At 70.2% G+C, this 12844-nt stretch carries 11 protein-coding genes and 3 pseudogenes; 6 read left to right on the plus strand and 8 right to left on the minus strand.

Annotation, left to right across the window (positions count from 1 at the left end):
• The first annotated feature begins 71 nt into the window (after positions 1-71).
• Positions 72-494 carry an Hsp20/alpha crystallin family protein gene (locus tag AB0M97_RS13655; RefSeq protein ID WP_365961011.1) on the plus strand — a complete coding sequence of 141 codons (423 nt, stop codon included), beginning with the start codon at positions 72-74 and terminating at the stop codon, positions 492-494.
• 422 nt (positions 495-916) lie between these two features.
• On the opposite strand, the pseudogene AB0M97_RS13660 reads toward AB0M97_RS13655, so the two are convergent.
• From AB0M97_RS13660 to AB0M97_RS13670, 3 genes and pseudogenes are all read right to left on the minus strand, one after another.
• Positions 917-1306, minus strand: a pseudogene (locus tag AB0M97_RS13660) (hypothetical protein); the annotation flags it as partial.
• 271 nt (positions 1307-1577) lie between these two features.
• Positions 1578-1994 (minus strand): CBS domain-containing protein, encoded by a 417-nt coding sequence (locus tag AB0M97_RS13665; RefSeq protein ID WP_365961012.1) that lies wholly within the window; start codon positions 1992-1994, stop codon positions 1578-1580.
• Between the two features lie 640 nt (positions 1995-2634).
• Positions 2635-3081: an ATP-binding protein gene (locus AB0M97_RS13670; protein WP_365961013.1), complete on the minus strand. Its 447-nt coding sequence runs from the start codon at positions 3079-3081 to the stop codon at positions 2635-2637.
• A 238-nt stretch (positions 3082-3319) separates the two neighbouring features.
• On the opposite strand from AB0M97_RS13670, the pseudogene AB0M97_RS13675 reads away from it, so the two are divergent.
• Positions 3320-3643, plus strand: a pseudogene (locus AB0M97_RS13675) (transposase); the annotation flags it as partial.
• 30 nt (positions 3644-3673) lie between these two features.
• Here AB0M97_RS13675 and AB0M97_RS13680 read toward each other — a convergent pair.
• Entirely contained in the window at positions 3674-4291 is a 618-nt protein-coding gene (locus AB0M97_RS13680; protein WP_365961014.1) for a hypothetical protein, read from the minus strand.
• 1125 nt (positions 4292-5416) lie between these two features.
• Between AB0M97_RS13680 and AB0M97_RS13685 the strand changes: the two genes are divergently transcribed.
• Together AB0M97_RS13685 and AB0M97_RS13690 are read left to right on the plus strand one after the other, a co-directional pair.
• Entirely contained in the window at positions 5417-5734 is a 318-nt protein-coding gene (locus AB0M97_RS13685; RefSeq protein WP_365961126.1) for an STAS domain-containing protein, read from the plus strand.
• Positions 5731-6663 (plus strand): anti-sigma factor RsbA family regulatory protein, encoded by a 933-nt coding sequence (locus tag AB0M97_RS13690; RefSeq protein ID WP_365961015.1) that lies wholly within the window; start codon positions 5731-5733, stop codon positions 6661-6663. The genes AB0M97_RS13685 and AB0M97_RS13690 overlap by 4 nt, the downstream gene beginning before the upstream one ends.
• Before the next feature lie 417 nt (positions 6664-7080).
• Here the strand turns inward: AB0M97_RS13690 and AB0M97_RS13695 are convergent.
• Positions 7081-7269 (minus strand): annotated as a pseudogene (locus AB0M97_RS13695) (hypothetical protein); the annotation flags it as partial.
• Positions 7270-8298: 1029 nt separating this feature from the next.
• Here AB0M97_RS13695 and AB0M97_RS13700 point away from each other — a divergent pair.
• Positions 8299-9228 carry an ADP-ribosylglycohydrolase family protein gene (locus tag AB0M97_RS13700; protein WP_365961016.1) on the plus strand — a complete coding sequence of 310 codons (930 nt, stop codon included), beginning with the start codon at positions 8299-8301 and terminating at the stop codon, positions 9226-9228.
• A 434-nt stretch (positions 9229-9662) separates the two neighbouring features.
• On the plus strand, positions 9663-10787 hold the full coding sequence (locus AB0M97_RS13705; protein ID WP_365961127.1) for a phospholipase D-like domain-containing protein: 1125 nt from the start codon (positions 9663-9665) through the stop codon (positions 10785-10787).
• A 20-nt stretch (positions 10788-10807) separates the two neighbouring features.
• On the opposite strand, the gene AB0M97_RS13710 is transcribed toward AB0M97_RS13705, so the two are convergent.
• Genes AB0M97_RS13710 through AB0M97_RS13720 form a run of 3 tightly spaced genes read right to left on the minus strand, consistent with a single transcriptional unit; the run spans position 10808 to position 12465 of the window.
• Complete coding sequence (locus AB0M97_RS13710) at positions 10808-11230, minus strand: hypothetical protein (RefSeq protein WP_365961017.1); 423 nt, start codon at positions 11228-11230, stop codon at positions 10808-10810.
• Entirely contained in the window at positions 11227-12198 is a 972-nt protein-coding gene (ppk2, locus tag AB0M97_RS13715) for a polyphosphate kinase 2 (RefSeq protein ID WP_365961018.1), read from the minus strand. The genes AB0M97_RS13710 and ppk2 overlap by 4 nt, the downstream gene beginning before the upstream one ends.
• 24 nt (positions 12199-12222) lie before the next feature.
• Complete coding sequence (locus tag AB0M97_RS13720) at positions 12223-12465, minus strand: DUF6411 family protein (protein WP_365961019.1); 243 nt, start codon at positions 12463-12465, stop codon at positions 12223-12225.
• Positions 12466-12844: the final 379 nt, after the last annotated feature.

Genomic DNA, 12844 nt, shown 5'->3' on the forward strand with positions numbered 1-12844 from the left:
AAGTTTATCGCGGTGCGGTATATAAGGAGGAGAGTGAAGGACGCGGGAACGACGTCGAAGGAGGGATAAAGATGCTGATGCGTACGGATCCCTTCCGCGAGCTGGACCGGCTCGTCGATCGGGTCTGGGGCACGGCCGCGCACCCGGCCGGCATGCCGATGGATGCCTGGCGCGAGGGTGAGACGTTCTTCGTGGAGCTGGACCTGCCGGGTGTGAACCCGGAGTCCATCGACCTCGATGTCGAGCGCAACGTCCTGACCGTGAAGGCCGAACGCAAGCCGACGTACGGCGAGAACACCGAGACGGTGGTCACCGAGCGGCCCGCGGGGACGTTCAGCCGGCAGCTGTTCCTCGGTGAGACCCTCGACACCGAGAAGATCGAAGCCTCCTACGAGGCGGGCGTGCTGAAGCTGCGCGTCCCGGTCGCCGAGCAGGCCAAGCCGCGCAAGATCGCCATCAGCGGCGGTGAGAGCCGCAAGGAACTGGGCAGCTGACGGCGACCAGACACCTCTTGAGGGCCCCGGGCTTCAGTCCGGGGCCCTGAGCCGTCCTGCTATCGAACCGGTCGCCGCTTTTTCTCGTGAGCGCGGGGGATCACCCCGCCCGCTGCTGCCCACTGCCGCGCGCATGTGGGCCGCCGCCGGCCGGTGAGGGGCACGGCGGGCAGGGGGTATGCGGCTGCCAGCACTCTCGCCCTCCTGCTCAGCCTCCTCCCCTACGGCGCGCCTCCGGGGCGGTCTTCGGTTTCATCGGTCACGCACTCACGGAGGCGGCGCGACTTCACCTCCCGCAGCCAGATCATCGCCAGCCGCTACGGCGTCGTGGCCGACCCCGACGTCGCCGACGAAGCCAGGAACATGCTGATCAAGCCAGCTTGACCCGCTGCTTGCATACCAGGTGCCGCTGGGCCTTGTTGCTCGGCTGCCTTCTCGGCGTCCTGCGGGTCGGCGGAGGCCGTCAGTTCGATCTTCTTGCCCAGCACGCGGCTGGCGGTGGCCGTAAGGGCGGCGCCGGTCAGGACGGTCTTGGCGAGGGTGGAGGCGGACATACCCTGCTTGGGCGGTGACCCGCGGGGCGTTGGCGGCGAGCAGGCCGCCTGAGCCGAACAGGTGCGTGGCGATCACCACGGCGTTGACGGGCGTCCACTTCGCCCAGCTGGAGCTGGCGATCCTCGCGGTGGTCGCCCAGGTGCCGCCCTCGTCGCGGGCGGCACCGTTCAGCCGACCGCGCCCATGGGCGAACCGCCGAACCAGGCGGCCGACCCCGCATCGTGCAGGCCGCGCAACACCGTATTGCGTGTCGACATGACCGGTTCCCTCGGCCCAGGCGGTGAAAGCCCGGCGAGGCGGCCCGGCGCGCCTCTTCACCGTCGCCGAGCAGCCGGCCGACCACCATCGTGGTGGGTACGACGCGTCGAACGCCGCCACCGCGAGCCGCCGCACCTCGGCGGTCTCCTCCTCTGAGCGGGGCGGGTTCCGCCAAGAAGAGGGGCCGCAGTCGCCGGATCTTGCTTCATCGGAACACGCCGATGGGCGCGAGGTCACGACGGCGAACGCTGTGCTCCCCGCAGGGGTGGGTCAGTCGGTGGACAGCGCATCGAGGAGGTCGCCGACCTTCGGGTCGGGCAGGGCACGGGCGACATCGGCCTGGGCGACGATGCCGACCAGGCGGTGGCCGTCGATCACGGGCAGGCGGCGGACCTTGTGCGAGGTCATGGTGCGCAGGATCTCCTCGGCGTCGTCGTCGGCGCCGATGGTGACCGCCTCGCCCTGCGCGAGGTCACCCGCCTTGACCTGAGCGGGGTCCTTGCCGACGCCGAGGACCTTCACCACGATGTCACGGTCGGTGAGCATGCCCTTGAGCTTGTCGTCGGTGCCGCAGATCGGCAGCGCGCCCACCCCGAGATCGGTCATCTTCTTCGCCGCGTCGAGCACGGTCTCCTCCGCGCCGATGCACTCGGTGCCTTCCGTCATGATCTCGCGAGCCGTCGTCATCCGATCAGCCTTTCTGGTCGTGTGGTGAGCGCGTCTGTCCCGGTGCCTTGGTCGGCGGGCCGGGGCGGGAAGACGTGTGCCCCGCGAGCGTCGTGGATAACGCCGTTGGCCGGTCAACTACCCGGCAACCGGAACGCAATGCGGCGTGCCGTCTCTCCTGGGTGCGGTGCCTCCTGGCCGGAGGCGCGGTGTGCGCGCTGACGAGCGCGTCGGCGGGTGCTGGAGTCGTGCAGACGCTGAGCAGGGCTTGGTCTCGGAGTGTCCGGGACGATTTCGGCCAGGTCGCGTTGATGATGGAGCATGGCGTATGAAGAGGGCCGCAGGTGGTCTGAGACCACCATCGCCGGGTTGCAGCTCCGCGCGGACGGTGCCGCTGGGATGCGTCTTTTGGGGTGGGAGGGCGTCCTGCCGTTCTCGGTGGTCAGAACGGTCGCCGTGACGCCGACCGCCGGACCGCTGTCAGTTCCCGCCCCTACGCTGCCGGGCACGGCAATCGTGGAACGTGAAGACGACCGGCCATAGTGCGGATACGGGGACGGTGTGCGGCCGTTGCCGACGTCCGGGACCGGGACGCCGAGGAGATTGGCACAGTACTGCGGCAAGCCGGGTGCCGAGAGTTGGGTGACACGGACCGGTGAACTCACGGCGCCGCTGGCCATACTGGGTCATGCTGCACGGGCAGACGGCCGGAGACCGCGCCGCGGGCGGCGTCGACGAGGGCGAGGCGGGCGGTGATGCGTTTGCCGACCGACTCGCGCTGGGCTTCGAACCCCTGGGCGACGGCCATGACGATCTCCAGGCCGTGCTGGCCGACCCGGCCGGCGTCCGCGGCCCGGGCGATGGGCAGCACCGGGTCGGAGTCCCACACCGCCACCTCCACCAGGTCGCCGGTCACGCGCAAGTCCAGCAGCACCGGACCGGGAGCGTACTTACGGGCGTTGGTGACCAGCTCGCTGACCACCAGCTGGGTGAGGTCCAGGGCTCGTTGCAAAATGGGCAGGCCGTGCTCGGCCTGCACGCGGCTGAGGAAACCGGCCGCCAGGTGGCGGGCCTGGGCGATGTCCGTGCCGTCCCCCTCCAAGGCCACGGTGATCTGTAGGGCGCGCTCGTACGGCGCGGTGCCGTCCAGCCCACAAACGCTGATTCCATCGGTAGTCTTCGCTCCCCCTGATGTCATCGTCCACGCATACCCCCGCAATTGCGGGAAACGCCGCATGCTCTGATGTCGGCTCGGCCACAGTCGGGCATCGCCCGTGGCATGCGGGGTAGCGCGTCCGGATGGCGGACTCCAGCGGAGTGGCCCTGTCCACGGTGATGGACCGGCACGCAAGAGACACATCGTGGTCGATGCCCTTGGGCTGCCGGTGATGATCACGGTGACAGCCGCTGGCACCACCGACCGCGACGCGGCCCGCGAATTTCTCTGGCACCTGCGGGCCATGCAGCCCCAGATCACCCAGATTTGGGCCGACTTGGCCTACGCCGGACGGCTCACCGCCTGGTCCGAGGACTTTCTGAACATCATCCTGACGACACGCCGGACCACCCACAGAGGCCGCCCTCAGCCCAAGTGGACGAAGGAGTCGTGTGAACGACGGGTGCGGCCACCGGGACAGGAATTCGCCGGTGGCCGCGCCTGGTCCTGGTGAGGCGATCGCCTCACCAGGCAGGATTTCTTGTTATTCGCAGCCGGTGACCTCTATCTGCGAACCCAATGGCTCGGTGATGTCGACGCGTACCTTGTTCGACTTGGCGCAGTCGAGGCTGACACCGCCAGCCGTAACGGAGGCGGGGCCGGTGCTGGTGACCTCAACCGTCGTGGCGGTGAGGTTGATTTCTGTCGTCGTATTGCCCTTGGTGTCCACGGTCACGGACTCGCCACCTACTTTGATGGTCAGGTCGCACTGGCCCCTGCTGAAATCCTTGAAGGTGAGCGTCGCCGTGTTGATTTCGAAGCTGTTCGGGCCGCTGCCCATGCAGGCAATACTGACGCTGACGCCCAGGAGGCTCGTGATGTCGGTGTTGCAGGTGCCCCTCTGGTCGTTGAAGATCAGTGTGGTGCCGTTGACGCCGGGTTTGTCATGGCCGTCGCACCGGATCTGAATGGTGACCACCTGACCGTCGACCGTCACGTTGCAGTTGATCCGCACGGTGGCGTCATCGCTGACGTCGACGCATCCCGTGGGCAGCGGATCGGCGGTGGTGGTGGCCGAGGCGGTGGCCGGGAAGACCATCAGCCCCACCACCAGCACTACGGCTGACAGCAGTGCGCGTATCAGGTGGCGTGGTGTCTGCATGAACAGCTCCTTCGGTCGGGACCGGGTGCGGTACAGCAGTGCAGAGTGCGAACGGTCGCCGCGCGAGTCAGCGCGCGTCGCCCGGCCACCGGCCGACATCGAGCAATCCGGTCGGGAATACGTAACCGGCGGCTGCACTGGGACAGGAGCAAGGTCGCGGACCCACTGCAGAACGGACGTGTTGCCACACGCCTGCCGGCCATAGGGGCCATCACCCGCACACCCGTCACTCAGCGCAGCAGTTATATCGCGCTGCGCATCGGAACGGCAGGGCGGAAACCGGCCGCGCGGTCTCTGGCCCCACAGACAGACGGCACACCGCCAGATGTGAGCGGTGCGCTCAGACCGAGCGACCGATCCGGTCAGTCATGCTGAGAACGAGAGGTGCCAAGCAGGTACGGAGAGGTCACTGACACGACCAGGCGGCGCCCTGGAAGGTCGTCGGCCCGAACCGGGCGGCGCCGTCGAAGGCCGCCGCCGTGAATCTGGCGTAGCCGAGGCGGGGCTGTCCGGTGGCGGGGTTACGAAGGGCGTTGAGAAGGCGTTGAGGAGGGGTTCGGTGGAGAGAGGAACCGCCCTTCTGAAGATCTGCCCGGCTCCACGAGGTGTGTTCGGAGGGGTAGACCTGCAAGTGGTCTGTACCGGAGAGATCATCGCCCCACGGGTGGTGTGCGCCCCGGGCCGAGGGCCCGTCGGCGGGTGGGTCTGGAGGTAGGTGGTCCAGTCGGTTCCTGTTCGGCGGCGCCACTGCTGCGCGGTAATGACGCGCATGTCGAGAAGCGGGGCAAGTACGGCGGGCGGCACGTGTTGGGCGAGCTGGAGGAGCGCGGTCGCGCGCGAAGGCGAATCTCACGTCAACCTCGCCGCCGCCTGGTCCCCGCGCCGCGTCCGCGGCGGAAACGGCACGGGCGACTGCGGCCGGGGCGGCGCCGCGAAGGCCACGTCCCCCGGCATCGTTCCCCGGCGGCTGGCCCCGGCCCCGATCAGGGGCCTGCCTGCCGGATACACTGCGCCGTGGGGCAAACATTCCTCTGCCCGTTCCGTGCCGGGCCGCCAGCAGGCGGCTTGATGTGAAGGAGTCCGAGCGTGGATGCCCCGCATGCAGTGGGCAGGGCCGGCCCGGCGATGTCCAGGAGGGCCGCGTTGGAGGTGAGCCCGTTGCCCGGTCGTTCCGGGATACGTGCCTGTGGTGAGATCAGCGTTCTCACCCGTCCGTCCTGGGAGCAGGCCCTGTCGGAGCTGGCCCGGAGGCACGCGGACGTGTCGTATGTGGAGCTGTCCGACGTGGTGTTCGTCGACGTGGCCGGGGTGACGGCTCTCGCCGTCACCGCCATGAACCTGCCCGACGGAAAGGTCGTGATCGAGCATCCCCCGCCGCAGCTGACCAGGGTCTTGCAGATGTTCTGGCCGGGCCAGCGCCGCATCGAGGTGGCGCCGCGATGAGCACAGTGACCACCCATGAAGCGTTCGTGCATCCGGCCCTCTTCTACCGCACCGAACAGGAGTACACGCAGCGGACGGTGGCGTTCCTGCGGGCGGGCCTGGCCCATGGCGAGCCGGTGGCCGTCGCGGTGCCCGGCCCCAACCTGGAGCTGATCAAGGCCGGGCTGGGCGCGGACGCCGAAGGCATCGTCTTCCTGGACATGACCGAGGTGGGCCGCAATCCGGGGCGGATCATCCCCAAGGTGCTGCGCGGCTTCGCCGACGCCCACCCCGAGGGAAGGGTGCGGATCATCGGCGAGCCGATCTGGGCAGGCCGGTCCGAGGTGGAGTACCCGGCGTGCGCGCAGCACGAGGCGCTGATCAACGCCGCGTTCGAGGGCAGGGCGGTGACGATTCTGTGCCCGTACGACGAGACGCGCCTGGACGAGACGGTGATCGCCGACGCGAAGGTCACCCATCCGATCCTCATCAGCGGCGACGGCCGCGAGTCGGTCAGCGACGCCTACGACTGGGAAGCGGTTGTCGACCGGTACAACGAGGCGCTGCCCCCCGCCCCGGACGCCTCGGTCTTCCCCTTCGAAGAGAAGGAGCTTCCCGCGGTCCGGATTTTCGCCGTCAATGAGGCCGTGCGGCTGGGCCTGGCCGGGGAGCGACTGCTGGATGCTGAGCTGGCGGTCGCGGAGCTGACGACCAACAGCGTGGTCCACGGCGGCGGTGGCGGGACGCTGGCCATCTGGGCCGAGCAGGGACAGCTGGTGTGTCAGGTCGGCGACAAGGGCCGGCTGACCGATCCGCTGGCCGGCCGCCGCCCGCCGGGACACGCGCAGCTGGGCGGCCGTGGCTTGATGCTGGTCCACTATGTGTCCGACCTGGTGCGCGTGCACACCGGTGAGACCGGCACGACCGTCCGCTTCTACCTCAGCCGGTAACCCGCATGCGGAGGCGGCCGCCCTGTTCGGGGTGGCCGCCTCCCTTGTGCTTTTCACCTCGCAGCGGTCACCCATCCTGGGCGCCGGGGCACCGGCAAGGAACGTGGAGGCCATGTCACCAGCAGGAAACGCGGTCAGGCGGAGTGACCGCCGCGGGCAGCGGCCGGCGCTGAGCGCGGCGGGCGAAGCCTCCCGGCTGAAGGCGGTAGCCCGCTACGACATCCTCGACATCCCGCCCGACGGCGCGTTCGACCGAGTCGCGGCGATGGCTGCCCGGCTGTTTCAGGTGCCGGTGGCGAGTGTGGCGATCGCGGATGAGGACCGGATCTGGTTCAAGGCGGGCCGGAGCAGATTCCAGCGAGTGAATCTTCTTCGGCCGTGGTGCTGCTGGGGCACTTCGACCTGCATCCCGCGGAGTCAGCCACAGCGTACCGCCGTGGACACAAGGCCGTTCTCACAGGCAGCGGCCTCTTCCACCGTCGCCCGCACCTTCAGGACCGTGTCCACTCCGGTGAGTTGAAGGAGCCGTCGCACCTGCTGCGTCGGCGCTGCCACGCGAAGGTCGGCCGCGTGGTGGGTGAGGATCAGCAGGTTGAGCAGCGTCGCGCACAACCAGCCGCGCCAGCGGTGAGGGAGGGGCCGTTGCGACCTCCCCAGGTGTTACGGCCCCTCCCAGCCTGTACGCGACTACCCGCCCGGACCGGCCTCACTCCCACCCTTCGGCCAGGTGGAGCCCGCCAGCGCCGCAGGTGGCCGTCGCCGGCGAGTTCGTGGCCGACTTCTCCCTGGAAGTACCCGCAGGCCACCGGGCCGCCGCTGACCGCACCCCGTGGAACAGTCGGCCGACACCGGGGAAGGGCAGGCGCATCAGGTGCTGATCAGTTGCGCACAGCCCGTGCCGACCGTCGTCCGACGGCACTGCGAGGCACCGACAGCGCCGGCGCCGTACAGCGCGCCACGACATCGGTGATGCAGGACCCGGGTGATGCGGAACAGGATCGTCCCTGTGTGGGCGACCAGGTCATGGTCCCGTAACCATCAGCTCCGGGGCGATTCCGCCCACCAGTGGGACCTTCGGCAGAGGCACCTCGACTCGCCGGCGGATCGCTCCGCTGTCCAGGTCCAGGCCCGCCAGGTTGCCCGACGGGTCCGCGTAGTACGCCCTCCGGTGAGCCGGGTCCACCGCTGCCGCGGACGGCAGCTCGCGCCTTTCCGTGCGGTTTGGTCCCAGTTGTGCAGAAGGTCCCGGATGACACGGTCCAGTTGATCGGCGTCGACGTAACGTCCTCGACGAGGCATCCGTACGCTCCGCGCGGGCAAGCAGGCCTCGACCATGACCCACTCCCCCGTCGCTTGCCGTGCCCGGCTCGGCATGTACGCGGACGGACGGGTGCTGCCGGGCTCACTCACGGCAGGCAGGGAACGGACATGACTGGCTCTTTCCTCAGGGTCCGGGCGGCAGGCCCTTGCGCAGTTGCCGGTGGGCACCGGCCTGGACGGCGTGGTGTGACTGTACGGGCGTCTCAGGCGGCACACGTCCGGAGACGAGACGAGTATCGCCGCCCGTCGTTTGGGGAGGCCGAGATGAGCAGATGGGCCGCGCGGCCGTCTGCTCGGCACAGCTAGCCTGCGCGGATGGAGTGGAATCAGCGGGCCGCCGGCGTGATCGTCGGCTCAGCGGTGGGTGACGCGCTGGGTGGCCCCTTCGAGTTCGGTCCCCCGGGAGCGTTCTCGGCGCGGTTTCCCGTGCCTGGTGCCGGGGGTGAGATGTGCGGAGGCGGTGGTTGGGACCCCGGCGAGGCGACCGACGACACGCAGATGGCCGTTCTGGTCGCGGAGTCGCTGCTGGAGCGGGGCGGACTGGATCTGCCGGACATCTTCGCCCGCTTCCAGCGGTGGGCAGTGTCGGCACCGAAGGACATCGGCCTGCAGACCGAAGACGTCCTGACCAACGGCATGCCCTGGGACCTCGCCGCCGCGATCCATTTCCAGGTCAATCAACGAGCCGCGGGAAACGGCTCATTGATGCGGGCGTCGACCTCCGCGGTCCACTTCGCGGCCGGCGGCCAAGAAGCCACCATGGACGCGGCCCGCCGGATCGCTGCCCTGACCCACGGTGACCGGGCGGCTTGGGAAGGCACCGCGATCTTCCACGAACTCATCCGCGTCGCGTTCGAGGACACCGACCCCCTCACCGCGCTCCCGACCATCCTGGCTCATGTCCACCCCGACCACCGCGGTCGCTACGCCACCGTCCTCGCACCCGACTGGCACCCCGATCAGGCGACCGAGTTCAACGGTGCCGTCTGGCCCTGCCTGGGCTCCGCCGTCTGGGCTCTACGTACTACCGCTTGCTTCGAGGACGCAATACGCGCGGCGATCGACCTCGGCGGTGACACGGACACCGTCGCCGCGGTGACCGGGGGCCTCGCGGGGGCGTACTACGGGCTCGACGCCATCCCCGCCCGCTGGACCCAGCCGCTCCATGTCCCCCTCCCCGGATTCGACGCACGGGTGCTGCGCCTGGCGGATCTGATCCACCTCGCACACCGCCTCGGGGGCTGAGACCGGGTGCCGCTCCGCGATGGCACTCACCACGAACTTCACCCCTCGGCCGTCCGCCGCCCGATCTCCCGCAAGAAGCCGCAGAGCACATCAAGTCGCTCCCGCCCCTGCCTTCGCCGTCCTGATGAACCTGGTACCGGCCATCGCCGCCCTGGCCGGATTCCTCGTCCTCGACCAGGTGCGGCCCGCCCCGCAGGCGGTGGCCGTCGCGCCGCTCGTCGCGGTCGGTATCGGCGCGGTGCGCGCGCACGTGGCGCGGCGGCGCGGGTGTGACCCGGGGGCGGATGGCCCGGCCGCCGGGGCCCGCTTTAAGGTGTGGGGTCGCCGCGTGCGCGGTGTAGCAGGAGAGTGGAGGACCGGTGTCAGAACAGGCCGCGGTACGGCCCGTGGAGCAGACCGGCGCCGAGCAGCGCAAGCAACGGCTGCGGCGGCGCATGGAGCGACTGATCGGCATCGCCGCCACCGAGGGCAATCTGGTGACCCCGCTGCGCAACGGCGACGAGATCTTCCCCGCGATGCTCGGCGCCGTCCGGGCGGCCCGGCACACCATCGACATGATGACCTTCGTCTACTGGCGCGGCGACATCGCCCGCCAGTTCGCCGAGGCGCTCGCCGAGCGGGCCCGGGCCGGCGTAAGGGTGCGGCTGCTGCTGGACGGCTTCGGCGCCCGCCAGATAGAGCGGCACCTCCTGGACGAGATGGACGCGGCGGGGGTGCAGGTCGCCTGGTTCCGCAAGCCGGCCTGGGTGTCGCCGTTCAAGCAGAACCACCGCTGCCACCGCAAGGCCCTGATCATCGACGAGCACACCGCGTTCACCGGCGGCGTCGGCATCGCGGAGGAGTGGTGCGGCGACGCCCGCCACGCCGGCGAGTGGCGCGACACCCACGTCGAGGTGCGGGGACCGGCCGTGGACGGCATAGCCGCCGCCTTCGCGCAGAACTGGGCCGAGTGCCACGACGAGCTGTACGACGACCGGGACCGCTTCACCGGCCACGACCCGCACGGTGACGCGATCGTCCAGGTCGTGCGCGGCTCGGCCAGCATCGGCTGGCAGGACATGCAGACGCTCATCCGCCTCATGCTGACTTCCGCCGAGGAGCGCTTCCGCCTGGCCACCGCCTACTTCGCGCCCGACCGGTACTTCATCGACCTGCTGCGCGCCACCGCCCGCCGGGGCGTCGAGGTGGAGATCCTGCTGCCCGGCCCGCACACCGACCAGCGCGCCTGCCGGCTCGCCGGACAGGCCCACTACACCGAACTGCTGGACGCGGGCGTGCAGGTCCGGCAGTTCCAGCCGACGATGATGCACGCCAAGATCATCACCGTGGACGGGGTGGCGTCCCTGATCGGCTCCACCAACTTCAACCGCCGCTCCATGGACCACGACGAGGAGGTCATGCTCGCCGTGCTCGACGAAACGTTCACCGCCACTCTGGACCGCCACTACGACGAGGACGTCGCCCGCAGCGTCACCATCGACCTGGGCCGCTGGAAGCGCCGGGCCGCCCTCCAGCGGGCGGCGGAGCTGGCCGTGACGCCCGTCCGCCGCTTCCTCTGACCGCCCCCCCGGCGACCGGCCTACGCCGGGGCGCCCAGGGACCAGCCGGAGACGTCGCTCACCCGGCCGCGCCACAGCGACGACGTGGGCGCCCCCGGCGCGGACAGGAACGTGACGTCGATCAGGTGCGCGAAGTCGTGCAGGCCGCCGGAGCCGTCAGGCTCGAGGGCGTTCTGCACGGCGCGGGGCAACAGGACGACCTGCTCGGCGTGGTCCTGGTCGCCGACGGCCCGCGCGACGACCTCCTCCCACCGCTCCGCCCAGATCCGGCTCGCGACGAGGCTGCCGCTGACGATGCCGCCCACGGTCGTCAGGGTCACGGCGACGGCGGCGCCGGGCTGGGCCTCCACCAGCCGCAGCAGCATCTCCAGGTGCGCGTCGGCCGCCAGGGCACCGGGCCCCGACTCCCGTCGCCCCGCGCCGTTGCGGTCCTGCGCGCTCATGCGCTTCCTCCCGGTGGTCCGTCCTCCTGGCCGGGGTGGGTCCCCGGGCCGTCGTGGTCACCGGCCAGCGGGGTGGGAGAGAGGTCGGCGGGTTCCTCGCCGGGCTCCAGCAGGGTGTCGGCGGAGCCGACGATCAGCGGGTCCGGCTTGCCCACGGCGGCGTGGTCCTTGGCCGGGTAGTCGCAGCGGTCGAGCAGGCTGCGCATCGCTTCCAGCCGACCACGCCGCTTGTCGTTGTTCTTCACCACCGTCCAGGGGGCGTGCGGGGTGTCCGTGGCGCGGAACATCTCGACCTTGGCGGTCGTGTACTCGTCCCAGCGGTCCAGCGAGGCCAGGTCCGTCGGCGACAGCTTCCAGCGGCGTACCGGGTCGACCTGGCGGATGGCGAACCGGGTGCGCTGCTCGGCCCGGGAGACGGAGAACCAGAACTTCACCAGCAGGATGCCGTCGTCGGTCAGCATGCGCTCGAACATCGGCGCCTGCCTCAGGAACCGCTGGTGCTCCTCGTCCGTGCAGAAGCCCATGACCCGCTCGACGCCCGCCCGGTTGTACCAGGAGCGGTCGAAGAAGACGATCTCCCCGCAGGCGGGCAGATGCGCCACGTAACGCTGGAAGTACCACTGGCCCGCTTCCCGCTCGGTGGGTTTCTCCAGCGCCACCACGCGGGCACCGCGCGGGTTCAGCCGCTCGGTGAACCGCTGGATGGTGCCGCCCTTGCCGGCCGCGTCCCGGCCCTCGCAGAGCACGACGACCCGCTGACCGGTGTCCTTCACCCAGCGCTGCATCTTCAGCAGCTCGATCTGCAGGACCCGCTTCTGCCGCTCGTACTCGGCCCTGCGCACCTTGTGGTCGTAGGGGTGGTTCTCCCGCCAGGTCTCGATGGGGGTGCCGTCGGCGTTGAGCAGGATCGGCTTCTCCGGCCGCCACTCGTTCACCGCCAGGCCGTCGAGAAGCTCGTCCTCGGACACGTCTGCTCCCTCCTCTCCCGGTGGTCAGAACCGCAGGTGCCGGCGCGCCCGCCGGCCGGCGGAGCCACTGCGGCCCACGGCACGCGAACTGGAGCTGAAGGGCTTGCTCAGCAGGCGCCCCAGCGGGCCGGGGGCCTTGGAGCCGGTGCGCGAACCGGCTCCGAGCGCGCGCTGGGCGCCGTTCTGCGGGTGCCGGGACAGCCGGGGAAGCAGGAAGGCGAGCACGGCCAGGACGACACAGGCGCCTATCACGCCGACGATCATCACGGGGAACTCCTGAGGTCTCGACAGTGGAACCGGACACGGATGCGCACCGCGCACCCGCTGTGAACCGCGTGCCCACTCGCGCCGTGAACAGTCGCCCGCTCCGGCCGGAGACCGAAGCCATGGCATGAGGGGGCGGGTGGGCCGGTTCATCGACCGGCACGGCCGGAACCGGCCGCCTGCGTGTCCTTCCGGCGGTGCTTCGGCCGGAAGGACAGGCCGGCGGTGCACTGCGCCGGGTTCCAGGCGCTGCGTAAGTCACCAGCGCTGGTGCTCGGGGCGGCGGACGCCGGGAACGCGGCGGACGTCATGTGCGGCGAAGACGACGCCACGTCGGACGCTGCGGACTCCAGCGGCTCACCGGCACCTCTGGCACTACTGG

It is taken from the genome of Streptomyces sp. NPDC051207 (genome assembly GCF_040682395.1).
Taxonomy (GTDB): domain Bacteria; phylum Actinomycetota; class Actinomycetes; order Streptomycetales; family Streptomycetaceae; genus Streptomyces.

What these genes read in the sequence shown, in the direction of transcription:
- AB0M97_RS13655 (WP_365961011.1), top strand. Translation starts at nt 72, where the DNA reads ATGCTGATGCGTACGGATCCCTTCCGCGAGCTGGACCGGCTCGTCGAT.
- AB0M97_RS13665 (WP_365961012.1), bottom strand. Translation starts at nt 1,994, where the DNA reads ATGACGACGGCTCGCGAGATCATGACGGAAGGCACCGAGTGCATCGGC.
- AB0M97_RS13680 (WP_365961014.1), bottom strand. Translation starts at nt 4,291, where the DNA reads ATGCAGACACCACGCCACCTGATACGCGCACTGCTGTCAGCCGTAGTG.
- AB0M97_RS13685 (WP_365961126.1), top strand. Translation starts at nt 5,417, where the DNA reads ATGTCCAGGAGGGCCGCGTTGGAGGTGAGCCCGTTGCCCGGTCGTTCC.
- AB0M97_RS13690 (WP_365961015.1), top strand. Translation starts at nt 5,731, where the DNA reads ATGAGCACAGTGACCACCCATGAAGCGTTCGTGCATCCGGCCCTCTTC.
- AB0M97_RS13700 (WP_365961016.1), top strand. Translation starts at nt 8,299, where the DNA reads ATGGAGTGGAATCAGCGGGCCGCCGGCGTGATCGTCGGCTCAGCGGTG.
- AB0M97_RS13705 (WP_365961127.1), top strand. Translation starts at nt 9,663, where the DNA reads ATGGAGCGACTGATCGGCATCGCCGCCACCGAGGGCAATCTGGTGACC.
- AB0M97_RS13710 (WP_365961017.1), bottom strand. Translation starts at nt 11,230, where the DNA reads ATGAGCGCGCAGGACCGCAACGGCGCGGGGCGACGGGAGTCGGGGCCC.